This window comes from Streptomyces axinellae (assembly GCF_039532135.1).
In the GTDB taxonomy this organism is placed as follows: Bacteria; Actinomycetota; Actinomycetes; order Streptomycetales; family Streptomycetaceae; genus Streptomyces; species Streptomyces axinellae.
Genome location: NZ_BAAARJ010000006.1, coordinates 378,000 through 404,889, shown reverse-complemented (window position 1 = coordinate 404,889; position 26,890 = coordinate 378,000). Strand labels below are relative to the sequence as shown.

Below are 26,890 nucleotides of genomic sequence, written 5' to 3'. Positions count from 1 at the left end.
TGAGCAGCTTGTGGACATAGGACTGGTGCCCGGTGTCCCACAGGATGCGGTCGGCCGGCGACTCGAAGACCCGGTGCAGGGCGATGGTCAGCTCCACCACCCCCAGGTTCGGGCCCAGGTGGCCGCCCGTCCGGGCCACCGCGTGGATCAGGAACTGGCGGATCTCTTCGGCGAGTTCCTCCAGATCCTCCTCGGACAGCGCGTCCAGGTCGCGCGGCCCGGTGATGAACTCCAGCAAGGACATGGTCGGCCCCCCTGCTCTCCGGATGCGCCGGTGTCGGTCTCCGGCGATCCGGTGCAGCTCCGTTGGTGACGGTGGATCGGGACGGTGGGTGACGGTGGATCGGGACGGTCTGTGACGGCGGCGCCGACAGGGGCGGCGGCGCTGACGGCCAGAGCGGCGAACGGGCTAGCCGGCCACCTTGCTGCCGCCGCCGCCCGCGGTCTCGCGCGCCGCGCGCAGGGACTCCTTGAGGGAGCCCATGGTGGCCAGGACGGCGGTGGGTTCGTAGCCGCAGTGCGCCATGCAGTTGGCGCAGCGCGGGTCCTTTCCGCGCCCGTACTTGCTCCAGTCGGTGTCCTCGATCAGCTCCCGGTAGGTGGGCACATAGCCGTCGCTCATCAGGTAGCAGGGCCGCTGCCAGCCGAAGAGGGAGTAGTTGGGGATGGCCCACGCGGTGCAGTCGAAGTCGGCCTTGCCCTCCAGGAAGTCGAGGAAGAGCGGGCTGTGGTTGAGCCGCCAGCGGGCCCGGTTGCCGCCTGCGAACGCCTTCTTGAACAGCTCCCGGGTCTGCTCGACACCCAGGAAGTGCTCCTGGTCGGGCGCCTTTTCATAGGCGTAGGCGGGCGAAATCATCATTTCGTCCACCTTCAGCTCGTCATTGAGGAAGTTGAGCACCTCGATGATGGTCTGCGGTGTATCGGTGTTGAAGAAGGTGGAGTTGGTGGTGACGCGGAACCCGCGCCGCTTGGCCTCCTTCATGGCCTCCACCGCCTCGTCGAAGACACCTTCCTTGGCAACGGATTCGTCGTGCCGCTCGCGCAGCCCGTCGATGTGCACGGCGAAAGCGAAATACGGCGAAGGCTTGAACTGGTCCATCTTCTTGCGCAGCAGCATGGCGTTGGTGCAGAGGAAGACATATTTGCGCTTGGCCACGAGCTGCCGCACGATCTCCCCGATCTGAGGGTGCATCAGCGGCTCACCGCCCGCGATGGAGACCATGGGCGCACCGGATTCCAGCACGGCCCCGACGGCCTGGGCCACCGGCATCCGCTGCTTGAGCACCCCCGCGGGATGCTGGATCTTGCCGCAGCCCTCGCACTTCAGATTGCAGGCGAAGAGGGGCTCCAGCTCGACAATGAGTGGAAACTTCTCACGCTTGCGGAGCTTTTGCTGAAAGAGATAGGTGCCGATACGGACGGTCTGTCGGAGCGGCATGGCCATTTCTGGCTCACCTCCAGGGGAGCAGCAAGGATCGGTGCCATTCAAGGAATGCGGGCAGGACACCGCGAAGGACGCGGAATGCCGATATTCCACCCCGCAGTGTCCCTACGCGGATCAGTTCATGTCCCGGAGCGTCCACCACCACCCGTACGGCCGCAACAGGGCGTCGTGCCGTGCCCGCGGCGGCGGCGGCCAAGGTGGCGGCGGATTCCATATCGGCGGCGATGGCCCCGGTGGCGTGCAGCGCGGCCCGCTCGGCCCCGCGCACGACGTGGTCGCTGCCGGCCAGCGGCCCCGTGTGGACGGTGCCGTACGGCGCGAGGACCGTGGCCAGCAGTTCGGTGCCGGTGCAAGGCGTGCGTCCGGCGGCGTCGCGGGTCTCCCCGGCGACCACGAGGTCCCCCGGGCGCATGCCGGTTGCGAGTCCGGCGCAGAATCCGGTGGCCAGCACGGTGGTGCCGCCCGGCACGGCCTCGCCCTGGAGCGCGCCGGTGACGGCGCGCCGGGCGGCCTGGGGCCCCATGCCGCTGCGCAGCAGCCGTACGTGCTCGGTCCCGGGGTGGCCGTGGCCGTCGCCGTCGCTCTCATCGCCCGGTGCCGGGCCCGGTCGGCCCAGGCCGCGGCGCAGCGCGAGGTGCTCGATTCCGAGCGCGCAGGCGATCAGCAGCGGTCCTGGGGCTCCCGGGCCCTCCATCAGGCGTCACGCCCCGCGAGGCGCTCCAGTGCGTCCCCGTGCAGGTAGCGGCCGAGGGCCGTGACGGGGAAGACCATCCGGTACAGGTGGTAGTTGATGGAGAAGTCCCAGGGGAAGCCGGTGCCGGTGAAGTACGGCTCGTCCCAGTAGCCGTCCTCGCGCTGGGTTTCGGCCAGCCACTCGACGCCGCGCTCGACGGCTTTGCTCTCCTTCTCCCCGGCCGCCAGGAGCGCCATCAGCGCCCAGCCGGTCTGGGAGGCGGTGGAGGTGCCGTTGGCGGCCCATTCGCTGTCGATGTAGGAGCGCAGATCCTCGCCCCATCCCCCGTCGTCGTTCTGGACGCTCTCCAGCCAGCGCACCGCGCGCCGGATGGCGGGGTGGGAGGTGGGGAGGCCGACGGCGACGAGCGCGGGGACGGCGGAGCCGGTGCCGTAGAGGTAGTTGACGCCCCAGCGGCCGAACCAGGAGCCGTTGGCCTCCTGTTCGGCGAGCATCCAGGCGATCGCCCGCCGGGCGCGGGGGTCGTCCTGCATTCCCTCGGCCGCGAGCATCTCCAGGACGTGCGCGGTGACGTCGGCCGAGGGCGGGTCGATGACCTCGCCGAAGTCGCAGAAGGGCAGCCGGTTGGGAAACCTGCTGGTGTTGTCCACGTCGAAGGCGGCCCAGGAGCCGTCACTCGACTGCATGCCCAGGTTCCAGCGCACGCCGCGCGCGACCGCGCGGTTGACGCGCTCGGGGTCGGGGTGCTTGACGCGGCGCAGCGCCAGGGCGACCTCGGCGGTGTCGTCGATGTCGGGGTAGTTGTCGTTGTGGAACTCGAACGCCCAGCCGCCCGGCGGAAGTTGGGGTCTGCGCACGGACCAGTCTCCGGGCCGTACGACCTGCTCGCCCAGCATCCAGTCGGCGGCCTTGAGCAGCGCTGGATGGTCGGCGGGCAGCCCGGCGTCGGCGAGGGCGATGGCCACCAGGCAGGTGTCCCAGACCGGGGACTGGCATGCCTCGACCATCCGGGTCTCCTCGTCGTGCCAGATCGCGAAGCGGTCCAGGGAGGCGAGTCCGGCCTTCATGACGGGGTGTTCGAGGTCGTAGCCCAGCAGCCGCAGCGCGATGAGCGAGTAGACGGCGGGCGGCTGGATGCCGCCCCAGCAGCCGTCGTTCTCCTGGCGCTCGATGATCCAACGGGAGGCGTCGCGCAGGGCCGCGCGGCGCAGTCGGCGCGAGGCGACCTTGCGGTAGGCGTGCAGGGCGCGGTCGATGCGCTGGAACGCCCCGTCCCAGGTGGTGGCGGGCGCCATGGGCGCGGGCGGCCGGGGGCGGGCGGGGTCGCGGTGCAGCTCGTCGATCCTGAACCCCGCCGGGTGGACGGGCCGGAGCGCCGAGACGACGGTGAGCGGGACGATGGTCTGGCGGGCCCAGCAGCCGAAGTCGTAGATGTTGAGGGGGAACCACTTGGGCAGGTAGATGATCTCCGGCGGCAGCTCCGGCAGGTCCTCCCAGCGCCACCAGCCGAAGAGCGCGAGCCAGATGCGGGTGAAGACCCTGGCGCGGGCCACTCCCCCGTGTTCGCGCACCCATTCGGCGGCGCGTGCCATGTGCGGCGCCCCGGGATCGTCGCCCGCGAGCTTGAGGGCGACGTACGCCTCGATGGTGGCGGACAGGTCGCCGGGCCCGCCGTGGAAGGTGGCCCAGGTGCCGTCCTCGCGCTGCTGGGAGCGGATGAAGCGGCCGGCGGCGCGCAGGGTCTTCTCATCACGGATGCCGAGGAACTCGCGCAGCAGCAAGTCCTCGGCATCCATGGTGACGTTGGTTTCCAGGTCGCCCTTCCACCAGCCCGCCTCGTCCTGGACGGCCAGCAGATACTCAACAGCGCGGGCCGTGGTCCGCTCCGCCCGGCCGGTCACACTGTCCTGGTCCGGGGGGACCGTTCCAGGAGAGTCGTGTTCCCTGTGCTTCGTTCCGGAGACGCCGGGGCCCGCGGGTCCGTCCGTCGTGGCTGTCATCCCTTCTCCTTCCGAAGTGCTCCGAGAGTTCGAACCGATCGGATCTCAGACGGCCTGCCAGGGCGTCACCTCTGCCGTACGACGACGAAGTCGGCGAGCGCGGCGAACTGCTCCCGCACCCTGCCCGGCAGGTCGATGGAGTCCAGCGCGGCGACGGCCGTGGTGTGCTGGCGCTGCGCCTCCTGGGAGGTCCACTCCCGGCCGCCGGCCTGCTCGATGAGCGCGGCCCGCTCGGCGAACTCCGCCTCGTCGAAGTCCTCGAACTCGGCCTGGCTCTTCTTCGCGTCCGCCGCCATCAGCTCCGCCAGCCGCTTCGCGGCCTCGCCCTCGAAGCCGAGCGCCGCCGTGACCGGCAGGGACTTCTTGCGCTGCCGCAGGTCGCTCCAGGTCTGCTTGCCCGTGGCCCCCGGGTCGCCCCAGATGCCGAGCAGGTCATCGACGGCCTGGAAGGCCAGGCCCAGGTGGTAGCCGTAGGACTCCAGCGCGTCGGCGGTACGGTCGTCGGCGCCGCCGAGGACGGCGCCGATGGAGGCGGCGCAGGCCAGCAGCGCACCGGTCTTGTTCCCCTCCATCTCCAGGCACTCCTCCACGGTGACCTGGTCACGGTGTTCGTAGGAGATGTCCTGGGCCTGGCCGTCGATCAGTCTGCGGGTGGCCAGGGTCAGTCTGCGGGTGGCCCGGCCCGCCTCGGCCGTCCCCAGCTCCAGCAGTATTTCGCCGGCCAGCGCGAACAGCGCGTCGCCGACCAGGATTGCCTGGGCGGGGCCGTGCACCTTCCAGACGGTGTCGCGGTGGCGGCGCTGCTCGTCGCCGTCCATGAGGTCGTCGTGCAGCAGCGAGAAGTTGTGCACCAACTCCACGGCGACAGCTCCGGGGACGCCGGTCTCGGGCAGGGCGCCGGCGGCCTCGGCCGACAGGAGTGCGAGCGCGGGGCGCACGGCCTTGCCACCGTCGGCGGCCGAGGGGCGCCCCTCCATGTCGATCCACCCGAAGTGGTAGGCGGCCACCGTGTCCATGGGGGGCGCCAGCCGGTCGACGGCCGCGCGCAGCACGGGTGTGGCGAGCGTACGTCCGCGCTCCAGCAGGGCGACCACGCCCTTGGTGTCGGCTGGGCCGCCCGTGGTGGTCGCATCGCCCTCATCCACGAGGTGCTGCTTGGCCGGGGTCACAGGGTCTCCTCTGTGCGGTGCTGTCGTGCTGGCTGTACCGGCCGCGCCGGCCGCGTCAGTGGTGCTCATGGGCCCTTCCTTCGATGCCGGGGACCGGGTCCTTCGGGTGCGGACGGCCCAGCGCGACGAGGGCCTCGCACGCGGCTGTCACTCCGCTGCGTACAGCGCCTTCCATGGTCGCGGGCCACCCCGTGGCGGTCCACGCCCCGGCCAGGTGGACGCCGGGAGCCGAGGTGCGGGCCCCCGGACGGAGCCGGCCCACGCCCGGGGTGGGCGCGAAGGTGGCCGTGCGCTCGCGGGTGACGAAGAAATCGCGCACTCCCGCGCCCCGGGCAGCCGGCAACAGCCGCTCCAGCTCGGGGAGATAGCGCTCGCGCAAGGTGGCCACCGGCTGGTCGATCTCGTCGTGCGCCACGGACTGCGACAGCGCCAGGTACTGGCCGCGCCCGGCGAGCCCCGACGCCGAGGTGCGGTCGAAGACCCACTGGACGGGGGTGCCGAGGGCGGCGAAGAAGGGCTGCCGCAGCACCTTGCGGTCGTAGATCACATGGATGTTGAGGATGGGCGCCGTGCCGATCTCCAGCAGCCGGCCGGGGTCGGCGAGCGCGCCGTCGGGCAGCAGCCCGTGCGCCTCGCGCTGGGGTACGGCCAGAACGACCGTCCCGGCCTCCAACTCCTCGGCGCCGGCGGGTCCCTGATCGGCGGTGACCCGCCAGCCGCCGCCCTCTCCCGCGGGTGCGAGGCCGCGGGCGCGGGTGCGCAGCAGCGTGCGCACTCCCGCCTTTTCCAGGGCGGCGCGGGCGAGTACGTCGTGGATGTCGCCGAGCGGGACGTGGGACCAGCCGATGTCGGCGGCGCCCGGCTCGGACAGCAGCCCTGTCTTGAAGACCTTGGCCGCCAGTCCCATGGAGGCGTGCGGGGCGCGGGCGTTGAGGGTAGCGGCGCCCACCAGGTCCCACAGTGCCTCGATGGTGCGCTCCGACTGGCCGTGCCGATGCAGCCAGGTGCCGAAGTCGATGTCGTCGAGCGCCGGGTCGGCGGGGTCGAGGTTCTTGAGCGCCAGCGCGGCCCGGCCGACCGACGCCCGCTCGGCGAGCGAGAGGTGCGGGTAGGTGGCGAGGCTCGCGACCAGGTGCAGCGGTACCGGCAACTCGGTGCGCCGCAGCCGGCCCAGGCGGGGCCGGCTGCCGCCGACGTCCAGCACGGGCACGTCCAGCCGCTCTTGGAGGGGGGCGAGCCCGCCGCCGCCGACCCGCTCCAGGAACCAGCTGTAGGCGGTGCAGCAGCGCAGGTAGACGTGCTGGCCGTTGTCCACGGTCAGCTCTCCGGCGGCCGAGTCGCGGCGGAAGGAGAAGGCGAGGCCGCCCAGGCGGGGGCGGGTCTCGATGAGGGTGGTCGCCAAGCCGGCCTCGGCGAGTTGCAGTGCGGCGGTCGTGCCGGCGATGCCGCCGCCGATGACCACGGCGCGCCGGGCTCTTTCCCGCGGCTCACCGGATCGCGCTTCGTCGGCCGTCATGCGCGCTCCTCCCCTGGGTCCAGCTGATCGGTGTGGTCCGTGTCCGCTGGGACGCCGGACCTGGTGCGCGGGTTGCCCGGCGGTGGGACATCAGGTGCCCCGCCGCGGCGCCTGGCGTGAGACCAGCCGCGCGTCGAAGCCGGAGAGGCCGCGCACGGCCACGTATGCCTTCTCGTGTCCCGGCAGTGAGACGCGTCCGCGCAGCACGGCGGTGGGGTCGGCGGAGATCCGGTCCAGCAGCCGGTGGTAGATCCCGGCCATCGCGGCGACGCAGGCTCCCGAGCGGCGGTCGAGCATCGGCAGCAGACGGTAGCCCTCGGCGAACAGCGCGCGGGCGCGCCGTACTTCGAAGTGCACGAGTCCGGTGAAATCAGCACCGGGCGGCACCGTATCGCTGTTGAAGCCCGTGGCACAGCCAAATTTTTCGAGGTCCTCCGAGGGCAGGTACGTACGTCCGTTGTCCGCGTCTTCCCGCACATCCCGGAGAATATTGGTCAGTTGCAGGGCCAGCCCCAAGGTGTCGGCGTATTCGGGGGCGTGAGTGGCCTCGCGTGCGCCTGGCACGGTGCCGAAGACTCCCAGCGAGAGGCGGCCGATGGCTCCCGCCACGCAGCGGCAGTAGTCCTTGAGGTCGTCCCAGGTCTCGTAGGTTGCGCCGCGCACGTCCATCAGCACACCGTCGATCAGTTCGTCGAGGCCGGCCAGCGGGACCGGGAAGCGTCCCGCCGCGTGGCTGAGGGCGACGGCGACCGGGTCGGTGTCGTCCCAGGAGATGTCCCGGTCCCGTACGCGGGCGAGGAGCTGGCGGGTCTCCTCCAGCCGGGTCTCCTTCGCGGGGGTGTCCAGCGCGCCGTCGCCGATGTCGTCCACGCGGCGGGAGAAGGCGTAGAGCGCGGACATGGCCTGGCGCTTGGGCGTGGGGAGCAGCCGGATGCCGTAGGCGAAGTTGCGGGCCTGCTGTCCTGTGACGGCCTCGCAGTAGCGGTAGGCGGCGGCCACCTGCGGGGGCAGTTGCTGGGCGGATCTGGCTCCGGCCCGGTCGGTTCGGCTCATGGCCCCGGTCACCCCTCTCCTCGCATGACCGCCCAGGACTCGCGCGCCACGCTGAGCGCGCCTGCCCGGGGAGGCCCTGCCAGTACGTCGTATCGCGCGGTCCGCAGGGCGCCGGCCGCGGCCCGGCCCCCGCCGGTGAATCCCGCGAGCAGCAGCCGGAGCCTGCCGCGCACGCTGTGCACCAGCGGTGTGCCCTCGTCCAGCAGGCCCAGGGCGCGTTCGGTCTCGAAGGCGATCAGCGCGCGTAGCGAGGCGTTGGCGACGGGAGCCGCCAAGTCGCCCTCGCCGACCCGGAAGCGGTCCATGTCCTCGGCCGGCAGGTAGACGCGGTCCTTGGCCAGGTCCTCGGCGACGTCCTGGAGGTGTTCGACGATCTGGAGCCCGGTGCACACGGCGTCCGAGAGCCGCACCCGCTCGGGGGTCGCGGTGCCGGTGATCGCGAGTACGAGGTGGCCCACCGGGTTCGCCGACAGCTCGCAGTAGGCGAGGAGTTCGGCGTAGGTGGCGTACCGGCGGACCTTCTGGTCCTGCCGGTTGGCCTCGATCAGGGCGAGGAACGGTTCGGGTGACAGGGCGCGTCCGCGCACGGTCGGGACGAGGGCGCGCAGCAGGGGGTGGCCCGGCTGCGGCCCGTCGGGGGCGAAGATCCGGCGCACATCGGATTCGAACGCGTCGAGCATCGCGAGGGGGTCGTCCGCCTGGTCGGCGGGCAGCCCCAGACGGGCCGCGTGGGCGGGGCCCGAGGAGAGGTCGCTGTCCCCGATGTCATCGACGAGGCGCGCGAAGCCGTAGACGGCCATCAGGTCATCCCGCCACTCGCGAGGGAGGAAGCGGGGTGCCACCGGGAAGTTCTCCGTCTTGGCCTGGGAGAGCACAGCGCGCGTGTGCGCGTCCTCCTCCGCGGTCACCACGTGCTGCCCATGGCCATTGCCGTCACATCTCCGTTTCTACACCGCTGCGCCAGAACATCCTATTTCGGACACGCCGCGCTCGCCGGCCCGCGGATCCGGCCGACAGCACAGGTCAGCCGGGGCTTCTCCGCCCGACTTGCCGCTAATCAGCACCGAAACAGCTTACGCCGTACATCAACCCCTCGCGCGGGGGGTGACCCCGAAGCCCCGGCCGGGGCCCCGGAACGCGGCGGCGCGCAGGTGGGAGCCGAACCCTACGGGCCATCAGGAGGCAGTCAGGGAGCGGTCAGCCCGGTGAGGATGTCGCCGATCACCCGCTCGGTGATGCAGTGGACCTGCTCCGGGGTGAGCGTGTCGAGCGGGCCGTCGACGAGCAGCATCGCGAGGCCGTGCACCGTGGCCCAGGCACTCAGCTCGGCGCCCGGCCTGCGCTCGGGGGGCATCATTCCGGCGGCGACCAGCTCGTCCAGGGTCTCGATGAGCATGTCGAACGACCGGGCTCTCCACTGCTCCGCGATCCGGCCCAGCCCGCCGTCCTCGGTGATCGGGATCGGGTCGGGAAACGAGGGACAGAAGGCCGCGCGGAAGAGCCCCGGCTCTTCCAGGGCGAAGCGGATGTAGCCGCGGCCCAGCGCCATGACGCGTTCCTTCACCGCCTCGGGGCCGTCGCCGTGGATCTCCCGGCCCCCCGCCTCCATGCATTCGACCAGGCGCTGCTGACCGTACTCCTTGACGGCGTGGAAGAGTTCGGCCTGGCCCTCGAAATGGCGGTAGGCGGCCGTCGCCGAGACGCCGACCCGGCGGGCCGCGGCGCGCAGCACGACGGCGTCGGGGCCGCCCTCGCCGGCCAGTTCGATGGCGGCATCGATCAGCGCGTTGCGCAGGTCGCCGTGGTGGTAGCCGCGCTTGCCCTGGCGGGCGGAGCGGCCTCTGCCCCCCTCACCCGTCCCGGAACCCGCAGCGCTGGTGTTCGCCTCCATGCCCCCATCCTGCCCTATGTTGACGCCATTAACATCTACTGCCACTATCAAGTTTACGGCGTCAACATTCATCGCGTCCGCCGTGCGCGCCACCCATCTCCGATGTCCCGGGGGATATCTCATCGTGCTCCGACGCATAGCCGATCTCACCCATCGCAGAGCCCGCCTGGTACTGCTGTTCTCCCTGCTCGCGGCGGTCGGGCTGGGCGCCATCGGCCTCGGCGCCTTCGGCCAGCTCAAGGGCGGCGGGTTCGACGACCCCGACTCGCCCAGCTCGCGCGCGGCGGCCGTCATCGACGACACCTTCCAGGGTGAGGACAACCTCGTCCTGCTCGTCCGGGCCGAGGGCGGCGAACTCGCCGCGCCCGCCGTCCAGAAGGCCGGCACCGAACTGACCAAGGGGCTCAAGTCCCAGCCGGGGGTCACGCGGGTCGCCTCCTACTGGGCGCCGGGCGGCTCGGCCCTCACCTCCCGCGACCACACCCAGGCGCTGGTCCTCGCCCACGTCGATCAGGAGGACGCCCAGGAGGTCAAGAAGATCACCGACAAGTGGACCGGCGACCGCGGCGCGATCTCCGTGCGCGCGGGCGGCGGAGCCGCGCTCAACGAGCAGGTCAACGCGCAGGTCTCCAAGGACCTCGCGGTGGCCGAGGGCATCGCGGTGCCCCTCACCCTCATCCTGCTGACCATCGCCTTCGGCAGCGTGGTGGCCGCCCTGGTTCCGCTGGCCATCGGCTTGGTCGCCATCTTGGGCACCTTCGCCGAGCTGTATGTGATCGGCGGCGTCACCGACGTCTCCGTCTTCGCCGTCAACCTGACCACCGCGCTCGGCCTCGGGCTCGGCATCGACTACGGCCTGCTGCTGGTCAGCCGCTTCCGAGAACGGCTCGGCGCCGGTGACGAGGTCCACGCCGCACTCCGGACGACGGTGCGCACGGCCGGGCGCACCATTCTCTTCTCGGCCGCCACCGTGATCGCGGCCCTCGCGGCGCTGCTGCTGTTCCCGCCGTTCTTCCTGCGCTCGTTCGCCTACGCCGGAATCGGCGTCGTCCTCATCGCGGCGCTCTCCGCGCTGTTCATCGTCCCCGCGCTGCTCGCCGCGCTCGGCCACCGCGTCAACAGGGGCCGGCTGCCGTGGGCGGACGCCGTGCGCAAGCCGGATGCCCCGCTGTGGGGGCGGGTGGCGGGGACGGTCATGCGGCGGCCCGTGCTCACCGCGCTGCCGGTGCTGGCCGCATTGCTCCTGGCAGCCGCTCCGCTGCTGGGCGCCTCCTTCGGCTCACCCGACGAGCGGGTGCTCCCGGAGAACGCCGAGAGCCGGCAGGTCGCCGCCGCCCTCCAGCACGACTTCGCCGGGAACGAGTCGGCGGCCATCCCGGTAGTGACCGAGGGGAGGGCCGCCGACGGGGCCGTGGCCGCGTACGCGCGGAAGATCTCCCGGCTGGAGGGCGTCGTCCGCGTCCGGGCCGCGACCGGCACCTACGCCGAGGGGCGCCCGCTCCGGGAGCCCGGGGGCGCCACACCCGCCGGGTACAGCGAGCAGGGTGTGCACCGGCTGGATGTGACCACCGGGGTCACTCCCGCCTCCGACCGGGCGCAGGACCTGGTGCACGAGATCCGCGACGTGCCAGGGCCCGGCACCGGCACCCTGGTCGGCGGCCGGGACGCGGCGCTCGTCGACTCCAAGGCGTCCATCGGTGACAAGCTGCCGGCGGCCATCGCCTGGGTCGTCGGCTCGACGTTCGTGCTGCTCTTCTTGTTCACCGGCAGCATCGTCCAGCCGCTGCGCGCCCTGGTGCTCAACGGCATCAGCCTGACCGCCGCCATCGGCGCGATGGTGTGGGTCTTCCAGGACGGCCATCTCTCCTCGCTGCTGGGCTTCACCGCGATGCCGATGGACACCTCCATGACAGTGCTGATGTTCTGCATCGTCTTCGGGCTCTCCATGGACTACGAGGTCTTCGTGACCAGCCGCGTCAAGGAACTGCACGACGCGGGCGCGAGCGACCGGGAAGCCGTGGTCGGCGGGCTCTCGCACACCGGGCGGATCGTGACCATGGCGGCGGGGCTGCTGGCGGTGAGCTTCTTCGCCTTCGTCACCGGCAACGTCAGCTTCATCCAGATGTTCGGCCTGGGCAGCGGGCTGGCGATCCTGATCGACGCGGTCGCGGTACGCGGCGTGCTGGTGCCCGCCGCGATGCGGCTGCTGGGCCGCGCCGCCTGGTACGCGCCCGGCCCCCTGCGCAAGCTGCACGCGAAAGCGGGCCTGAGCGAGAGCGGCGGAGCGGCGGACGATCCCGCCGAGCAGCCCGCCGAACCCGCTGGACCCGCCGGGGCGGAGGAGCGGCTGCCCGCGTCCACCAGCGTCTGAGCGGCGGCCCGCCCGGATTGCGTCCGGCCCCTCCCGGGCCGCCCGTCCGGCCGCACGACGCATGACGCACCGTGGCCCGCACTTCCGGCTCTCGCCGGAGGTGCGGGCCACGCGCTGTGGTGCGGGGCGGCTGCGCGCCGGGGACTACTTGCTCGTGAACTTCTCGTATTCCTTGAGCACTTCCTCGGTCGGGCCGTCGAGCAGCAGCTCGCCCTTCTCCAGCCACAGCACCCGCTCACATGTGTCGCGGATGGACTTGTTGTTGTGGCTGACCAGGAAGACCGTGCCCGCCTCCTTGCGCAGCTCGCGGATGCGGGCCTCGGAGCGCTTCTGGAACTTCTTGTCGCCGGTGGCCAGCGCCTCGTCGATCATGAGCACGTCGTGGTCCTTGGCGGCGGCGATCGAGAAACGCAGCCGGGCGGCCATGCCGGAGGAGTAGGTGCGCATCGGCAGCGTGATGAAGTCGCCCTTCTCATTTATGCCGGAGAAGTCGACGATGCCCTGGTAGCGCTCGGCGACCTCCTCGCGGGTCATGCCCATCGCCAGTCCGCCCAGGACCACGTTCCGCTCGCCGGTCAGGTCGTTCATCAGCGCCGCGTTCACGCCCAGCAGCGAGGGCTGGCCGTCGGTGTAGACCTTGCCGCTCTCGGCGGGCAGCAGGCCGGCGATGGCCTTGAGCAGCGTGGACTTGCCCGAGCCGTTGGAGCCGATGAGGCCGACGGCCTGGCCCTTGTAGGCGGTGAAGCTGACGCCCCGGACCGCGTGCACCTCGCGCATACCGCCGCCCGGCCTGCGCCGCACGATGCGGTTGAGGGCCGCCGTCGCGCTGCCCCTGCCCTTGGATCCGCCGTAGACGCGGTAGACGATGTGCAGGTCTTCGGCGATGACGGTCGGCACCCAGGGCCCCGGGGTCTGCTGGGCCTGGGCTTCCGTCTTCTGACCGGACTCGGCGGGGCTACCGCTCTGCTCGGTGTGCTCAGCCACGGCCATAACGCTCCTCCGCCTTCCAGAAGAAAACAAATCCGCCGACGCCGACCAGCACGGCCCAGCCCAGCGCGAGGGCCCACACGTGGGGCGGCAGCTCGGCGGCCGGGTATTCGTGGATGAAGGCGAAGCGCATGAGGTCCATGTACACCGCGGCGGGGTTGGCCAGCAGGACGTCGGTCACCCAGCTCGGCGCGTTCGCCCGGGTCTCCAGCATGTGCCGCAGCGGGAACATCACGCCGGACGCGTACATCCAGGTCCGGGTGATGAAGGGCATGAGCTGCGCCAGGTCCGGCGTCTTGCTGCCGAGCCGGGCCATGATGAGCGCCAGGCCGGTGTTGAACCCGAACTGGCAGACCAGGGCAGGCAGGATCAGCAGCCAGGACCAGGTCGGCATCTGCCCGAAGCCCAGCAGGATGACGACCAGCACGATCATCGAGTAGAGCAGCTGCTGGAGCTGCTGGAGCGAGATCGAGATGGGCAGCGAGGCGCGCGGGAAGTGCAGGGCGCGCACGAGTCCGAGGTTCGAGGAGATGGCCCGGACCCCGTTGAGCGCCGAGGTCTGGGTGAAGGTGAAGACGAACACCCCGGTGACCAGGAAGGGAATGTAGTTCTGGTCTCCGCCCGGGGTGCCCCGGCGGCTGCCGAGGAGGATGCCGAAGATGAAGAAGTAGACCGCCGCGTTCAGCAGCGGGGTGGCGACCTGCCACAACTGGCCCAGTTTCGCCTGGCTGTACTGGGCTGTCAGCTTCGCCCGGGAGAAGGCGAGAATGAAGTGCCTCCGCGCCCACAGCCGCCGCGTGTACTCGGGCAGCGAGGGCCGGGCTCCGCTCACCGACAGGCCGTACTTGGCCGCGAGTTCGGCCGGGGTCAGACGGTCGTCCAGTGACGGCGGAGGGGTCACACCGACGGCACTGTCGTGGGTTTTCTCGCTCACGTTGGAAACTTTCGTCCTCACACTGCGCAAGTGGATCCGGTGCTGATGCTGTCAGATACGAGCCTGTCAGATCACGGGAGGGCGTCCGAGCCGCGTCAGACGCCATACCGTACGCCACCGCATGGGCCTGCGGGCCCCGGCCGGCGTCGTCCAGCCCTCTTTGAATCCGCCCAGCCACGCCTTGAGCGCGGGCAGCGACGGGCGGCGGGCGAGGGTGAGCAACAGCCATACGCCCAGGTATACGGGCACAAGGGTGGCCGGAAGGTTACGCCGCGCGAGCCATACGCGGTTGCGGGCCACCATCCGGTGGTAGACCGCGTGGCGGCTCGGCGCGGTCGTGGGGTGGTGCAGCACCATGTCGGCGCGGTATTCGATCCCCCAGCCCGCGTCGAGGGCGCGCCAGGCGAGGTCGGTCTCCTCGTGGGCGTAGAAGAACTCCTCGGGCAGGCCGCCGACTTCGGCCAGGACGCGGGTGCGCACGGCGTTGGCGCCGCCGAGGAAGGTGGTGACCTTCGAGGAGCGCAGCGGGTCGGCGGCGCGCAGCCTGGGGACGTGGCGGCGCTGGGTCTCGCCGGTGTCCGGGTCGGCGATGCGGAAGCTGATGATGCCCAGCTTCCGGTCCGCCTCGAACGCCTCGCGCACCAGTTCCGCGGTGTCGGTGGCGGGGAGCAGCCCGTCGTCGTCCAGGAAGAGCAGCGCGTCCATCTCGGCGCCCGAGGGGCCGAACGCCTCGATGCCGACATTGCGCCCGCCGGGGATCCCGAGGTTTTCCGGAAGCTCGACCGTCCGTACACCTTCCGGCAGCTCCGGCAACGGCGCACCGTTACCCACCACCACGACCTCGACCGGATCGCCGTCCTGCTTGGCGACCGAGTCGAGCAGCGCGCGCAGTTCCTCGGGCCGGTTGCCCATGGTGAGGACGACGGCACCGAGTCGCATCTTCCCCTCGCCCCCCGTCACTTGAGCCTGCTGGAGGCGAGGATGGACACCAGGTGCAGCAGCGTCTGGAGGACCGCGATCCCCGCGAGGACCGCGACACCGAGCCGGCTGAAGAACAGGTCGCCCCGGACCTGGTCCACGATCGCCAGCACGATGATCAGCAACGACGCCTCGATGCCGAGGACCAGCCGGTGGAACTTCAGCGCCGCGGCTGCCTTGCGTGCCAGCGCCATACCGGAGGAGCGCGGCTCGGAAGCCGACTCCTTGACCGGCGGCAGCCCGCCCTGGTGGCGGGCGACGCCGACCAGGTCGGACTCCGCCTTGATCAAGATGGCGCCGAGCGCCGCGAGGGTGCCGAGGAAGGCCCACAGCCAGTCGATGCGGCCCCCGCCCCACAGGTCCGCGGCGCGCAGGCCGAAGCCGACGAGCACCGCGGCGTCGCACAGGTAGGCCCCGACCCGGTCCAGGTAGACCCCGCCGAGCGAGAACTGCTTCTTCCAGCGGGCCACCTCGCCGTCCACACAGTCGAGCAGCAGGTAGAGCTGGACCATCACCGCGCCGAGGACCGCTCCGGGAATCCCGGGCACCAGCAGGGCCGGCGCCGAGAGGACCCCGGCGACGGTCATCACATACGTCAGCTGGTTGGGGGTGATCCTGGTGTTCACCAGGTGCCGGTCGATCCGCAGCGAGATCTCGCGCATGTAGAGCCGGCCCGCCCAGTGCTCACCGCTTCGCCGGTCCTTCACCCCGGCGGGGTGGACGACCGGCCGCAGCTCAGCTACCGATGGCTTGTGCATAGTCCGCGTACGCGTCCCTGATCTGGTCGGTGGACAGGTCGAGGTGTTCCAGGATCGTGTAGCGCCCGGGCCGGGTCTGGGGGGCGTACTCGACGACCTTGACGAATTCATCGGCGTCGAACCCGATGTCCTGCGGCAGCACCGGCAGATGGTGGCGCCGCAGCACCTCCACCATCAGCTTCGCCGTGTCCTTGTCCCCGCGCAGGTAGGTGGCGAAGGCGGCGCCGAGGCCGCACTGCTCACCGTGCGGCGCCGCGCGCTTGGGGTAGAGCAGGTCGAAGCCGTGGTTGATCTCGTGGCAGGCACCGGAGGCAGGGCGGCTGTCCCCGGCGACCGACATGGAGATCCCGGTGAGCACCAGGCCCTCGGCGAGCACCTGGAGGAAGCCGTCGTCGCTGACGTCTCCCGGATGGTGCAAGATCGCCTCGCCCGCCTGGCGTGCCATGGCGGCGGCCAGCCCGTCGATGTCCTCGCCGCAGACCTCGTGCCCCAGCTCCCAGTCCTTGACGGCCGAGATGTTGGAGATGACATCGCCGATGCCGGAGCGGATGTAGCGCTCGGGGGCCTCGCGGATGACGTCGAGATCGATGACGACGGCGATCGGGTTGGGCACTCCGTAGGAGCCGCGCCCGGCGTCGTTGTCGAGGGTGGCGACCGGCGAGCACAGGCCGTCGTGCGACAGGTTCGTCGCGACGGCCACCAGCGGGAGGCCGATACGGGCCGCCGCGTACTTCGCACAGTCGATGATCTTGCCGCCGCCCAGCCCGACGACGGCGTCGTAGCGGCCGGACTTCATCGCGTCGCCCAGCTTGACCGCGTCGTCGATGGTGCCGCCGCCGACCTCGTACCAGGAGGCGTTGGGCAGCTCGGGCGCGAACCGTTCACGCAGCGCGGCGCCGGAGCCGCCGCTGATGGCGAAGGCGAGCTTCCCGTTGGTGGAGATCCGCTGATCGGCCAACAGGCCCGCCAGGTCGTCCAGCGCGCCGCGGCTGATGTCCACGACGACCGGCGACGGAATGAGGCGGGTCAGTACTGGCATGCGATCTCCCGGCCCTTGGCGAGGTCGTCGTGGTTGTCGATCTCGACCCACTTGACGTCGCCGATGGGGGCGACATCGACCTTGAAGCCGCGGTTGACCAGCTCCTGGTAGCCGTCCTCGTAGTAGAGCTGCGGGTCCTTCTCGAAGGTGGCCTTGAGCGCGTCGGCCAGCTCGGCGCCCGCCTCGGCCTCGATGAGGGTGAGGCCGATGTACTCGCCGGTGGCCTCGGCCGGGTCCATCAGCTTGGTGATGCGCTGGACGCCCTTGGCGGGATCGACGACGACCTTCATCTCCTCGTCGGCCAGGTCCTTGACCGTGTCGAGCGCGAGGATGATCTTCTGGCCGTTCCCGCGCGCGTCCAGCAGGGTCTTCTCCACGGAGACGGGGTGCACGGTGTCGCCGTTGGCCAGCAGCACGCCCTCCTTGAAGACCTCACGGGCGCAGTAGAGGGAGTAGGCGTTGTTCCACTCCTCGGCCTTGTCGTTGTCGATGAGGGTGAGCTTGACGCCGTGCTTGGCCTCCAGCTCGGCCTGCCGCTCGTAGACGGCTTCCTTGCGGTAGCCCACGACGACCGCGACATCGGTCAGCCCGACCTCCGCGAAGTTGGCCAGTGCGATGTCCAGGACGGTGGTCTCACCATCGACAGGCACCAGGGCCTTGGGCAGGGTGTCGGTGTAGGGGCGCAGACGCCGTCCAGCGCCGGCTGCCAGCACGAGGCCGATCATGCGGGTTCTCCTGTTTCGTCGTGTACAGCGGGTGCTTGGGAGGACACCCAGAAACGGATGCTCTCGGTGAGCACCAGGGCCGCGATGACCACTGCGAGCGCGGTCAGCGCGAAAATGAAGCCTTGTGTGTGGCTGTTTCCACCCAGCCACAGGGCGGCGGCGATCGTGACCACCAGGGTCCTGCCCTCGTGTCCGCCGACCGCCCGCACCAGCCATCGCGCGGGCGCACCCGTGCCACCGCGGATGCGGTACACCGCGTCGTAGTGATGGTAGGCGAGAGCCGCGACCAGCCCGAAAGCCGCGGGAAGCGCCCCGTCGGCGGATGATCTGGCGGCGAGTACGAGGAGGGTGCCGTATTCCGCGATACGGAAGAGAGGCGGGAGCAGCCAGTCCAGGGGCCCCCGGAGGGGCGAGGCCAGGCTGAGACCGGTGCACAGGAGGTACAGCACCGCGGCGAGCACCGGCCACAGGCTGCCGAGCGGAGCGGCCCACGCGGTGGCGAGGATCACCGCGGTGCCGAGCAGTGCCACGGCGGGCGGACCGAAGCGCGGCAGGCGCACGGCGTGCAGCGCGCGGGCGCACAGCTCGGCGGCCGGGCCGCTGTCGGTCAGTGCCCGTACGGCCTCGGCGGCGGCCTCGGTGCGCGGGGCCCGGCGGGTCAGCGAGCGCAGCAGCCGGCCGGCCGTGGTGTAGCAGGCCGCGAAGGCGCCGGCGATCAGCAAGGCGACGAAGGTGATGCGCGGGGTGGTGGCCGCTGTCAGTACCGCGATGAGCGCCCAGCGCTCCCCGATCGGCAAGATGATCATGCGGCGGGCCCATACGGTCCAGCCCGTGCTGTCCAGCCGGCCCGAAAGCGCCGCCGTGGGGCTGGTGTTGGCGCCCGTGGCCGTGTCCGGTCCTCCCGCGTTGGCCTCGTTGAAGGAGAAGTCCACGGTGTGGCGCGCTGTCATCAACAGCATCGCGCCGAGCGCCAGCGCCCAGACGTCATCGCCGCCGCGTGCGGCGCCCAGCGCGAGGCCCGCGTAGTAGGAGTACTCCTTGGCGCGGTCGAAGGTGGCGTCCAGCCAGGCGCCCAGCTTCGAATACTGCAGGTCGTAGCGGGCGAGCTGGCCGTCGGTGGCGTCCAGGACGAACGAGGCGATCAGCAGCACCCCGGCCGCGACGAAGCCACTCCGCTCCCCCGTCGCCGCGCACGCCGCGGCGATCAGCGCGGTGATCAGCGAGGCGGTGGTGACCTGGTTGGGGCTCAGGCCCCGGCGGGCGCACCAGCGGGCGAGGTAGCGGGAGTAGGGGCTGATGCAGAAGGTGGTGAAAAAGCCGTCCCGGGACTTCACGGCCGAGCGCAGCCGCACCCGCTCGTCGTCCACCGCCGCCACGGCGGACGCCGCCTGCGCACGCGCCGCCTCCCCGTCGGGGACGCCGGCGACCAGCACGCCCAGTTCGGGGCGGTGGACCGCCACACCCGCGCCCTCCAGCGCCCGCGCCGCCTCGTCCGGGCCGCCCGTCAGGCCGTCGGGCAGCGTCCGCCGGGTCCCGGGGGCGAGCCCGAGTACGCCGGGGAGGGCGGCGGCGTCGAACCTGGGGTCCTTCAGCGCGAGGCGCAGGGCGTGCCGGTGGCCGACGAAGCGGGGATCGACCAGGGCGAGGCGTTCGCCGGGTGCCGCCGCCGTGAGCTGTGCGGCGGCCGAGGCCGCGTCGGCGGCCACGCGCACGTCGAAGCCGAGCGACCGCAGGTCGTCCTCCAGCGACGACCCGGCGACCGGCGGACCGGTGAGGATGGCGGTCGACAGAACGAACTCACTCCTTGGAAGCTGGCGTACCCGCGCAAGAGGGGACAGCAGGGGCAGCGGGCACGGCGCGCCATCGCCCGGCCGGGGGCTGGCGCGGCATGTCGGCAGAGAGTATCGGATCGCCGGAGCGGGGCCTTCACCGAGCGTTCATCGCCCCGGTGTTGCCCGCCGGGAGCCCGCGCGCACCAGCATGGTCGATCACGGGCCCGGGTCACAACCGGGGCGGCTCGCGGCTCTCACGAGGGCCGATAGGGTTCGGGCATGACGTGGTTGATCACCGGCGGGGCCGGTTACATCGGCGCACATGTCGCCCGGGCGATGACGGCGGCCGGCGAGCGCGCCGTGGCGCTCGACGACCTGACCAGCGGTATCCCCGAGCGCCTTCCGTCCGAGGTGCCCCTGGTGCGCGGCTCCGTGCTGGACCGCCCGCTGCTGGAGCGCACGCTCGCCGGGCACGGGATCAGCGGCGTGATCCATCTCGCCGCCAAGAAGCAGGTCGGCGAGTCGGTCGAGCAGCCGCTCCACTACTACCGGGAGAACGTGCAGGGCCTGACGGAACTGCTGGGCGCCGTGGTCGGTGCGGGGATCCGCCGCTTCGTCTTCTCCTCGTCCGCCGCCGTCTACGGCATGCCCGATGTGGACCTGGTGACCGAGGACACCCCGGCCGTGCCGATCAACCCGTACGGCGAGACCAAGCTGGCCGGCGAGTGGCTGGTGCGCGCCACGGCCCGGGCCCACGGGCTGGAGACGGCCTGTCTGCGCTACTTCAACGTGGCGGGCGCCGCCGAGCCCGGCCTGTCGGACACCGGCGTCTTCAACATCGTCCCGATGTACTTCGACGCCCTGACCCGCGGTGTGGCCCCCGGGATCTTCGGCGACGACTATCCGACCCCGGACGGCACCTGCGTCCGGGACTACATCCATGTGCGCGACCTGGCCGACGCACATGTCGCGGCTGCCCGCGCGCTGGGCGGCGGCCGGGGGGCGGGGCGCGATCTGACGCTGAACGTCGGCACCGGCGAGGGCGTCTCCGTACGGGAGATGGCCGAGGTGATCGCGGAGGTCACCAGCCGGCACGAGCCCGCGCCCCGGGTGCTGCCGCGCCGCCCCGGTGATCCGGCGCGGGTGGTCGCCTCGGCCGAGCGGATCCGCGCCGAGCTGGGCTGGCAGCCGCGCTTCGGCGTCCGGGAGATGGTCTCCTCGGCGTGGGAGGGCTGGCTGCTGCACCATCCGGAAGCTCGCGATCCGGAGGCTCGCAACCCGGCGCACTGAGCAGTCAGGGGGCGCCCTCGGGGTGTGCGGAGTGGACAGAAGCGCTCACGATGCGGAGTCGGGGCGTTAACTGCGGCACACTGGATCGCGCTGCCCACAGGCCCACAAGAAGGATCAACATGGCGAACAGCTCAGCGGCCCCGATCATGCTCGAACTGGTCGATGAGAACGGGACGACGATCGGCACCGCGGAGAAGCTCTCCGCCCATGTGCCTCCCGGCCGGCTGCACCGGGCCTTCTCCGTCTTCCTCCTGGACGCCGCGGGCAGACTGCTGCTCCAGCGGCGTGCACTGGGGAAATACCACTCGCCGGGAGTGTGGTCCAACACCTGCTGCGGGCACCCCTACCCCGAGGAGCCCCCCTTCGCCGCGGCCACCCGCCGGGTCGGTGAGGAGCTGGGCGTGGCCCCCTCGCTGCTGCGCGAGGCGGGCACGGTGCGCTACAACCACCCGGACCCGGCCTCGGGTCTCGTCGAGCAGGAGTACAACCACCTGTTCGCCGGGCTGGTGCGCGAGGAGTTGCGGCCGGATCCCGAGGAGATCGCCGAAACGGCGTTCGTGACGCCGGAAGAGCTGGAGAAGCGGCACGCCACCGACGCGTTCTCCACCTGGTTCATGACGGTCCTGGACGCGGCGCGTCCCGCGATCCGCGAAGTGACGGGTGGCGCCGGCGGCTGGTGAGCGCCGGCGGCCATACGGCTGTCGCACCGGGCTCAGCCGGCGGCTGGGGGTGTCAGGGGGAGCGCGGCCCAGATGACCTTGCCGCCGGAGCTGGTCTGCTCGATGTCGCACATGCCGCCCGCCTCGCCGGTGACGGCCTTGACCAGCAGCAGCCCGCGACCGCCGGTGTGCTCCGCGAGCGGATCGGCGTCCAGCGCCTTGGGGCGGTAGGGGTGGCAGTCCTCGACTGCCACCCGCAGCCAGCCGCCCCCCAGGGAGACCTCCACGCCGATCTGCGGTGAGAGCAGCGCCGCGTGCCGCACGGCGTTGGTGACCAGTTCGGAGAGGATCAGCAGCAGGCCCTCCACCGTCTCCTCGCCCACGGGAGCCGGCTGCCGCCGCAGCAGATCCCGTACGGCGTGCCGTATGCGGGGCACCGAGGCGTCCGTCGAGGGCACGGTGAAGCGCCAGGTGCCGTCGGCGACGCGGGGCTCGGCGCGTGGTGCGGCGCCTGATCCGGTGACGGTGACACGGCTTTCGGAGCGGCCCTGGCGCTCCCGGCGGGTGGTGGTCTCCTCGGGCGGCCCGGCGCGCTCCGGGCGCGGCTCTACCCGCACGGTGTTCTCCTGACACGGGTACCCGCCGCGCTCCTGTACCGGCGTCGCGGCCGGAGCGAACTCTCCGGTAACGGAAGAAACGACTCTCCCCGCGCCCGGGGGCGCCTTGCTGACGACGACGGATCCACGCCTGCCGCGGCTCTCCATCTCCGCACCCCGCTCTCCTCGGTGGTCACTGTTCGGGCTTCCGGCGCATGAGCGTTCTTGCAGATGCACTTGCACCGAGTGTTGGCGCTCCGAGGGCCAGGCCCGGTCCAGTGACTGCAAGTTGGCACTTATCGATGGCAATTGACAGAAGACTTACGCACCGATCAGATCTGCGACTGATCTTGCACTGTCCCGGCCCCTCGTCGGCCTCTCACCGGCCCGTCATGGTGGCTCCCCCGAGGCCCGTACGGGCATCCGCGTGGATACGATCACGTCCATGGAGCCGACTCTGCTCACCTCCCGGGACGACGCGGCCACCACGGACGGCCCCGGCGGCGGCGCCGGGGTCGTGACCGTCACCATCCGCCACCCGGAAAGGCGCAACGCCATGACACCCGGCATGTGGCGGCGGCTGCCCGTGCTCCTGAAGGACCTCGCCGCCGATCCGAGCGTGCGCGTGCTGGTCCTGACCGGGGCCGAGGACACCTTCTGCGCGGGCGCCGACATCGGCTCCCTGCGCGACACCGGGGCTGAGGGGGACGGGTCTTCCCCAGGCGGCGCCCTGGCGGAGCAGCAAGCCCTGGCGGCGACGGCGGAAGAGGCACTGGCCCGCTTCCCCAAGCCCACCCTCGCGGCCGTACGCGGTTACTGCGTCGGCGGCGGATGTCAGCTCGCCGCCGCCTGCGACCTGCGATTCGCCGCCGAGGACGCGCTGTTCGGCATCACCCCCGCGAAGCTCGGCATCGTCTATCCGGCCGCCTCCACCGAGCGGCTGGTACGCCTGGTGGGCCCGGCGACCGCGAAGTACCTGCTCTTCTCCGGCGAACTGATCGGCGCGGAGCGCGCGCTGCGCACCGGGCTGGCCGACGAGGTGCACCCGGCGGACGAACTGGACCGGAGAATCGCCTCTTTCGCCCGTACGCTGACCCGGTGCTCGGCCCTGACCCAGGCGGCGGCCAAGGACTTCGCCGACGGGCGCACCGACCCCACGCGGCGCGCCCGCTGGCAGCGGGAAGCCGCGGCGGGCGGCGAGGCCGCCGAGGGGGTGGCCGCCTTTCTGGAGCGCCGGCCACCCCGGTTCAACTGGCCTTCCTGATCCGGCCGTTCACGATCCGCCCGCGTCCGGTGTGCGGTCGGCCGCGGTTCGGCAGCGGCATATGCCGGGTGGAGGAGCGCAGCCGGAGAGCGAGGCGGAGTCTGTCGTTCCCCTCCCCTTCAGGTCGCTCATACCGCCCGGTAGCGTACGGGCATGACGTCACTCCCCGAACGCGCCGGGCGGCGCTGTCACAGCGCATTGAACGCCCTGCACTCCACGCTGTACTTCTCACCCGTGCTGGGGAAGGAACTCGCGCCCTACGGCATCGAGGACTCGCACGCGGTGAACCTGGCCGTGCGGGCCGCACCCCTGGGCGCCGCGTCCGCCGGCACCGTGACGGCCACGTTCTACAACTACAGCCACACGCTGGTCGCCCGCTTCGTCCCCGAGGTGTGGGACTCCGCCTCCCCCGCGACCGTGCTGGCCGCACGGCTGCGCGCGGTGGACGCCACGCTGCGCAACCTCCTGGGCGAGCAGGCGGTGACCTCCGAGGAGATGGCCGAGGCCGCCGGACTGGCGCTCACCGCGGCGGAGGGCTGCACCCGCTCGGGCCGCCCGCTGTACGCGGCCAACGCCGACCTGCCCGTACCGACCGTGGCCCAGGCCCCGCACCTGGCGCTGTGGCACGCGGCGACGCTGCTGCGCGAGCACCGCGGAGACAGCCACATCACCGCGCTCCAGAACGCCGAACTCGACGCCCTGGAAGCCCTGGTGAGCCACACCGCCACCGGCCGCGGCATGAGCCCCGCCTGGGTGATGAGCACGCGCGGCTACAACACGCAGGACTGGTCGGCGGCCCAGCTGCGGCTCGTCGAGCGCGGGCTGCTGGGCAGGGACGGCGAGCTGACCGAACAGGGCGTGCGGCTACGTCGAACGCTGGAGGAGGAGACGGACCGGCTGGATCGTCACCCCTACGAACGGCTGGGCGCCGAGGGCGTCGCGCGGCTGACCGAACTGGCAGGCGGGTTCGCGCGCGCGGCGGCCGAGGCGGGCGCCTATCCGGCCGACCTCATCAGCAAGGGCTGACCAGCGAGCCGACCGGGGCCGCCCGCGCGCCGGAGCGGAACCGGCCCGGCTGACCAGCGGCTCAGGGCCCTTCCACGGCCGCCCCGCCTGCTCCGCGCTGTCGTACCCACCTGCCACAATGCATGCCTACCGGGGGACCACAGCACCGAGAAGGCGGAACGAACCATCGTGACGACGACCATCGAAGGCAGGATCGCCGAGGAACTCGGCGTACGCGAGCGGCAGGTCAGCGCCGCAGTCGAGCTGCTCGACGGCGGGTCGACCGTGCCGTTCATCGCGCGCTACCGCAAGGAAGCGACCGAGATGCTCGACGACGCGCAGCTGCGCTCCCTGGAGGAGCGGCTGCGGTATCTGCGGGAGCTGGAGGAGCGGCGCGAGTCGATCCTGGAGTCCGTGCGCGGCCAGGGCAAGCTCACCGAGGAGCTGGAGGCGCAGCTGCGCGCCGCCGACTCCAAGGCGCGGCTGGAGGACATCTACCTTCCCTTCAAACCCAAGCGCCGCACCAAGGCACAGATCGCCCGGGAGGCCGGTCTGGAGCCGCTCGCCGACGGGCTGCTCGCGGATCCCACGACCGAGCCGTCGGCCGCGGCAGCCGCCTTCGTCGACGCCGGGGCCGCCGAGAAGGGAGTCGCGGACGCCTCCGCCGCGCTGGAAGGCGCCCGCGCGATCCTGGCGGAGCGCTTCAGCGAGGACCCCGACCTGATCGGTGAGCTGCGCGAACGCATGTGGGAGCGGGGCCGGCTCGCCGCGAAGGTGCGCGAGGGCAAGGAGGAGCAGGGCGCGAAGTTCGCCGACTATTTCGACTTCTCCGAGGACTTCACCGCACTGCCCTCGCACCGGATTCTCGCGATGCTGCGCGGCGAGAAGGAGGAGGTCCTCGACCTCACCCTGGAGCCGGAGCCCGCCGGGGAGGACGCGGTGCAGGAGGGCCCCAGCTCCTACGAGCGCTCCATCGCGCACCGCTTCGGCGTGCGGGACGAGGGCCGTCCGGCCGACAAGTGGCTGGCCGAGACGGTGCGCTGGGCCTGGCGCACCCGCGTGCTGGTGCACCTGGGCATCGATCTGCGCACAAGGCTGCGCACGGCGGCCGAGGACGAGGCGGTGCGCGTCTTCGCCGCCAACCTGCGCGACCTGCTGCTGGCGGCCCCCGCGGGCACCCGCGCCACGCTGGGCCTGGACCCGGGGCTGCGTACGGGTGTGAAGGTCGCCGTCATCGACGCGACGGGCAAGGTCGCCGCCACGGACACGGTCTACCCGCACGCACCGCACAAGCGGTGGGAGGAGTCCCTGGCCAAGCTGGCCGCCCTCGCGGAGGGTCATGGTGTCGAGCTGGTCGCCATCGGCAACGGCACCGCGTCGCGGGAGACCGACAAACTGGCGGGCGAGCTGATCGCGGCCAAGCCGGAGCTGAAGCTGACCAAGGTGATGGTCTCGGAGGCCGGCGCCTCGGTGTATTCGGCCTCGGCCTTCGCCTCACGGGAGCTGCCGGAGCTGGATGTCTCGCTGCGCGGGGCCGTCTCCATCGCGCGCCGGCTCCAGGACCCGCTGGCGGAGCTGGTGAAGATCGACCCGAAGTCGATCGGCGTGGGCCAGTACCAGCACGACCTGTCCGAGGTGAAGCTGTCCCGCTCGCTGGACGCGGTGGTCGAGGACTGTGTGAACGGCGTGGGGGTGGACGTCAACACCGCCTCGGCGCCGCTGCTTTCGCGGGTTTCGGGCATCGGCTCGGGGCTGGCGGAGAACATCGTCGCGCACCGCGACAGCAACGGGCCCTTCAAGAACCGGACCGAGCTGAAGGATGTCGCGCGGCTGGGCCCCAAGGCGTTCGAGCAGTGCGCGGGCTTCCTGCGCATCCGCGGCGGCACCGACCCGCTGGACGCCTCGGCGGTGCACCCGGAGGCGTACCCCGTGGTGCGCGGCATGGTGCGCACCACCGGCACGGACGTGACGGGCATCATCGGGAACTCCTCGGCGCTGCGCGCCCTGGACCCGAAGGACTTCGTGGACGACACGTTCGGTCTGCCGACGGTCACCGACATTCTGCGCGAGCTGGAGAAGCCGGGCCGCGACCCACGTCCGGCCTTCCGTACGGCCGCGTTCAAGGAGGGTGTCGAGAAGCTCAGCGACCTGGAGCCGGGGCTGGTGCTGGAGGGTGTGGTCACCAACGTGGCCGCGTTCGGCGCCTTCGTGGACGTCGGGGTGCACCAGGACGGCCTGGTGCATGTCTCGGCGATGTCCAAGACCTTCGTGAAGGACCCTCGTGATGTGGTCAAGCCGGGCGACATCGTGAAGGTGCGCGTCCTGGACGTCGATGAGGCACGCAAGCGGATCTCGCTGACGCTGCGCCTGGACGACGAGCCCGAGGCGGGCGGCGGCGCGCGGCGCGGCGGCCGGGATCGCCGGCGCGGCGGCGAGGGCCGCGAGGGCGGCACCGAGAACCGGGGCGGCGGCGCCCCGCGCCAGCGGCAGGGCTCATCCAAGGACGGCGGCGGCAAGGGCGGCGGTCCCAGGGGCGGCCAGAAGGGTGGCGCCAAGCGCCGTGGCGGGCAGAGCGCTGCCGCGCCCGCACCGGGCAACAGTGAGATGGCTGAGGCACTGCGCCGCGCCGGACTGGCGTAGCCGTCGCTCGGAGCGGGCCGAGGTGATGAAGGGCGGTCCCCGGCCGGGGCCGCCCTTCCCCGTTCATCCGCGTTCATCCACGTAGCGGCGGCGCGCGTCCCACGA

Annotated in this window: 23 protein-coding genes; 6 read left to right on the top strand and 17 right to left on the bottom strand. The window is 71.6% G+C overall.

Features of this window, described 5'->3' with window-relative positions; translation table 11 throughout:
- The 9 genes from ABD339_RS11900 to ABD339_RS11860 all read right to left on the bottom strand — a co-directional run.
- A partial coding sequence (locus ABD339_RS11900; protein WP_344565041.1) for a 1-deoxy-D-xylulose-5-phosphate synthase N-terminal domain-containing protein occupies nucleotides 1–244 on the bottom strand: 244 nt, incomplete at its 3' end.
- A 165-nt stretch (nucleotides 245–409) separates the two neighbouring features.
- Entirely contained in the window at nucleotides 410–1,444 is a 1,035-nt protein-coding gene (gene hpnH, locus ABD339_RS11895) for an adenosyl-hopene transferase HpnH (RefSeq protein WP_344565039.1), read from the bottom strand.
- A gap of 7 nt (nucleotides 1,445–1,451) precedes the next feature.
- Nucleotides 1,452–2,138 carry a phosphorylase family protein gene (locus ABD339_RS11890; protein ID WP_344565037.1) on the bottom strand — a complete coding sequence of 229 codons (687 nt, stop codon included), beginning with the start codon at nucleotides 2,136–2,138 and terminating at the stop codon, nucleotides 1,452–1,454.
- Nucleotides 2,138–4,138, bottom strand: coding sequence for a squalene--hopene cyclase (shc, locus tag ABD339_RS11885; protein ID WP_344565035.1), 2,001 nt, complete (start codon nucleotides 4,136–4,138; stop codon nucleotides 2,138–2,140). Before shc ends, ABD339_RS11890 begins: the two co-directional genes overlap by 1 nt.
- 65 nt (nucleotides 4,139–4,203) lie before the next feature.
- Nucleotides 4,204–5,376, bottom strand: coding sequence for a polyprenyl synthetase family protein (locus tag ABD339_RS11880; protein ID WP_344565033.1), 1,173 nt, complete (start codon nucleotides 5,374–5,376; stop codon nucleotides 4,204–4,206).
- The gene (gene hpnE, locus ABD339_RS11875; RefSeq protein WP_344565031.1) at nucleotides 5,363–6,823 is read right to left on the bottom strand and encodes a hydroxysqualene dehydroxylase HpnE; all 1,461 of its coding nucleotides are present in this window, start codon (nucleotides 6,821–6,823) and stop codon (nucleotides 5,363–5,365) included. Before hpnE ends, ABD339_RS11880 begins: the two co-directional genes overlap by 14 nt.
- Before the next feature lie 90 nt (nucleotides 6,824–6,913).
- On the bottom strand, nucleotides 6,914–7,876 hold the full coding sequence (gene hpnD, locus ABD339_RS11870) for a presqualene diphosphate synthase HpnD (protein ID WP_344565029.1): 963 nt from the start codon (nucleotides 7,874–7,876) through the stop codon (nucleotides 6,914–6,916).
- 8 nt (nucleotides 7,877–7,884) lie between these two features.
- Nucleotides 7,885–8,787: a squalene synthase HpnC gene (hpnC, locus tag ABD339_RS11865; protein WP_344565027.1), complete on the bottom strand. Its 903-nt coding sequence runs from the start codon at nucleotides 8,785–8,787 to the stop codon at nucleotides 7,885–7,887.
- Nucleotides 8,788–9,062: 275 nt separating this feature from the next.
- Nucleotides 9,063–9,767 carry a TetR/AcrR family transcriptional regulator gene (locus ABD339_RS11860; protein ID WP_344565025.1) on the bottom strand — a complete coding sequence of 235 codons (705 nt, stop codon included), beginning with the start codon at nucleotides 9,765–9,767 and terminating at the stop codon, nucleotides 9,063–9,065.
- Between the two features lie 124 nt (nucleotides 9,768–9,891).
- Between ABD339_RS11860 and ABD339_RS11855 the strand changes: the two genes are divergently transcribed.
- The gene (locus ABD339_RS11855) at nucleotides 9,892–12,138 is read left to right on the top strand and encodes an MMPL family transporter (RefSeq protein WP_344565023.1); all 2,247 of its coding nucleotides are present in this window, start codon (nucleotides 9,892–9,894) and stop codon (nucleotides 12,136–12,138) included.
- A 144-nt stretch (nucleotides 12,139–12,282) separates the two neighbouring features.
- On the opposite strand, the gene ABD339_RS11850 is transcribed toward ABD339_RS11855, so the two are convergent.
- The 7 genes from ABD339_RS11850 to ABD339_RS11820 all read right to left on the bottom strand — a co-directional run bounded on the left by ABD339_RS11850 (nucleotide 12,283) and on the right by ABD339_RS11820 (nucleotide 19,349).
- On the bottom strand, nucleotides 12,283–13,128 hold the full coding sequence (locus tag ABD339_RS11850; RefSeq protein ID WP_344565021.1) for an ABC transporter ATP-binding protein: 846 nt from the start codon (nucleotides 13,126–13,128) through the stop codon (nucleotides 12,283–12,285).
- On the bottom strand, nucleotides 13,115–14,059 hold the full coding sequence (locus tag ABD339_RS11845; RefSeq protein WP_344565019.1) for an ABC transporter permease: 945 nt from the start codon (nucleotides 14,057–14,059) through the stop codon (nucleotides 13,115–13,117). Before ABD339_RS11845 ends, ABD339_RS11850 begins: the two co-directional genes overlap by 14 nt.
- A 66-nt stretch (nucleotides 14,060–14,125) precedes the next feature.
- Nucleotides 14,126–14,998, bottom strand: a complete 873-nt coding sequence (locus ABD339_RS11840) for a glycosyltransferase family 2 protein (protein WP_344565017.1) — start codon at nucleotides 14,996–14,998, stop codon at nucleotides 14,126–14,128.
- A gap of 17 nt (nucleotides 14,999–15,015) precedes the next feature.
- A complete protein-coding gene (locus tag ABD339_RS11835; RefSeq protein ID WP_344565015.1) occupies nucleotides 15,016–15,795 on the bottom strand; it encodes a CDP-alcohol phosphatidyltransferase family protein in 780 nt (259 codons plus the stop codon).
- Nucleotides 15,773–16,834, bottom strand: coding sequence for an iron-containing alcohol dehydrogenase family protein (locus ABD339_RS11830; RefSeq protein ID WP_344565013.1), 1,062 nt, complete (start codon nucleotides 16,832–16,834; stop codon nucleotides 15,773–15,775). Before ABD339_RS11830 ends, ABD339_RS11835 begins: the two co-directional genes overlap by 23 nt.
- A complete protein-coding gene (locus ABD339_RS11825) occupies nucleotides 16,822–17,559 on the bottom strand; it encodes a phosphocholine cytidylyltransferase family protein (RefSeq protein WP_344565011.1) in 738 nt (245 codons plus the stop codon). The genes ABD339_RS11830 and ABD339_RS11825 overlap by 13 nt, the downstream gene beginning before the upstream one ends.
- On the bottom strand, nucleotides 17,556–19,349 hold the full coding sequence (locus ABD339_RS11820) for a DUF5941 domain-containing protein (RefSeq protein ID WP_344565092.1): 1,794 nt from the start codon (nucleotides 19,347–19,349) through the stop codon (nucleotides 17,556–17,558). The genes ABD339_RS11825 and ABD339_RS11820 overlap by 4 nt, the downstream gene beginning before the upstream one ends.
- A gap of 261 nt (nucleotides 19,350–19,610) precedes the next feature.
- On the opposite strand from ABD339_RS11820, the gene galE reads away from it, so the two are divergent.
- Nucleotides 19,611–20,621 carry a UDP-glucose 4-epimerase GalE gene (galE, locus tag ABD339_RS11815; RefSeq protein ID WP_344565009.1) on the top strand — a complete coding sequence of 337 codons (1,011 nt, stop codon included), beginning with the start codon at nucleotides 19,611–19,613 and terminating at the stop codon, nucleotides 20,619–20,621.
- A 119-nt stretch (nucleotides 20,622–20,740) separates the two neighbouring features.
- Entirely contained in the window at nucleotides 20,741–21,301 is a 561-nt protein-coding gene (idi, locus tag ABD339_RS11810) for an isopentenyl-diphosphate Delta-isomerase (RefSeq protein WP_344565007.1), read from the top strand.
- A gap of 32 nt (nucleotides 21,302–21,333) precedes the next feature.
- On the opposite strand, the gene ABD339_RS11805 is transcribed toward idi, so the two are convergent.
- Nucleotides 21,334–21,738, bottom strand: a complete 405-nt coding sequence (locus ABD339_RS11805; protein ID WP_344565090.1) for an ATP-binding protein — start codon at nucleotides 21,736–21,738, stop codon at nucleotides 21,334–21,336.
- A 583-nt stretch (nucleotides 21,739–22,321) separates the two neighbouring features.
- On the opposite strand from ABD339_RS11805, the gene ABD339_RS11800 reads away from it, so the two are divergent.
- From ABD339_RS11800 to ABD339_RS11790, 3 genes are all read left to right on the top strand, one after another.
- Nucleotides 22,322–23,140: an enoyl-CoA hydratase/isomerase family protein gene (locus ABD339_RS11800; protein WP_344565005.1), complete on the top strand. Its 819-nt coding sequence runs from the start codon at nucleotides 22,322–22,324 to the stop codon at nucleotides 23,138–23,140.
- A gap of 153 nt (nucleotides 23,141–23,293) precedes the next feature.
- Nucleotides 23,294–24,166 (top strand): SCO6745 family protein, encoded by an 873-nt coding sequence (locus ABD339_RS11795; protein ID WP_344565003.1) that lies wholly within the window; start codon nucleotides 23,294–23,296, stop codon nucleotides 24,164–24,166.
- A 168-nt stretch (nucleotides 24,167–24,334) separates the two neighbouring features.
- A complete protein-coding gene (locus ABD339_RS11790; RefSeq protein WP_344565001.1) occupies nucleotides 24,335–26,785 on the top strand; it encodes a Tex family protein in 2,451 nt (816 codons plus the stop codon).
- The last annotated feature ends 105 nt before the right edge of the window (nucleotides 26,786–26,890 follow it).

What these genes read in the sequence shown, in the direction of transcription:
- ABD339_RS11800 (WP_344565005.1), top strand. Translation starts at nt 22,322, where the DNA reads ATGGAGCCGACTCTGCTCACCTCCCGGGACGACGCGGCCACCACGGAC.
- hpnE (WP_344565031.1), bottom strand. Translation starts at nt 6,823, where the DNA reads ATGACGGCCGACGAAGCGCGATCCGGTGAGCCGCGGGAAAGAGCCCGG.
- ABD339_RS11795 (WP_344565003.1), top strand. Translation starts at nt 23,294, where the DNA reads ATGACGTCACTCCCCGAACGCGCCGGGCGGCGCTGTCACAGCGCATTG.
- ABD339_RS11840 (WP_344565017.1), bottom strand. Translation starts at nt 14,998, where the DNA reads ATGCGACTCGGTGCCGTCGTCCTCACCATGGGCAACCGGCCCGAGGAA.
- ABD339_RS11830 (WP_344565013.1), bottom strand. Translation starts at nt 16,834, where the DNA reads ATGCCAGTACTGACCCGCCTCATTCCGTCGCCGGTCGTCGTGGACATC.
- ABD339_RS11825 (WP_344565011.1), bottom strand. Translation starts at nt 17,559, where the DNA reads ATGATCGGCCTCGTGCTGGCAGCCGGCGCTGGACGGCGTCTGCGCCCC.
- ABD339_RS11860 (WP_344565025.1), bottom strand. Translation starts at nt 9,767, where the DNA reads ATGGAGGCGAACACCAGCGCTGCGGGTTCCGGGACGGGTGAGGGGGGC.
- idi (WP_344565007.1), top strand. Translation starts at nt 20,741, where the DNA reads ATGGCGAACAGCTCAGCGGCCCCGATCATGCTCGAACTGGTCGATGAG.
- galE (WP_344565009.1), top strand. Translation starts at nt 19,611, where the DNA reads ATGACGTGGTTGATCACCGGCGGGGCCGGTTACATCGGCGCACATGTC.
- ABD339_RS11890 (WP_344565037.1), bottom strand. Translation starts at nt 2,138, where the DNA reads ATGGAGGGCCCGGGAGCCCCAGGACCGCTGCTGATCGCCTGCGCGCTC.
- ABD339_RS11850 (WP_344565021.1), bottom strand. Translation starts at nt 13,128, where the DNA reads ATGGCCGTGGCTGAGCACACCGAGCAGAGCGGTAGCCCCGCCGAGTCC.
- ABD339_RS11880 (WP_344565033.1), bottom strand. Translation starts at nt 5,376, where the DNA reads ATGAGCACCACTGACGCGGCCGGCGCGGCCGGTACAGCCAGCACGACA.
- shc (WP_344565035.1), bottom strand. Translation starts at nt 4,138, where the DNA reads ATGACAGCCACGACGGACGGACCCGCGGGCCCCGGCGTCTCCGGAACG.
- hpnH (WP_344565039.1), bottom strand. Translation starts at nt 1,444, where the DNA reads ATGGCCATGCCGCTCCGACAGACCGTCCGTATCGGCACCTATCTCTTT.
- hpnD (WP_344565029.1), bottom strand. Translation starts at nt 7,876, where the DNA reads ATGAGCCGAACCGACCGGGCCGGAGCCAGATCCGCCCAGCAACTGCCC.
- ABD339_RS11835 (WP_344565015.1), bottom strand. Translation starts at nt 15,795, where the DNA reads ATGCACAAGCCATCGGTAGCTGAGCTGCGGCCGGTCGTCCACCCCGCC.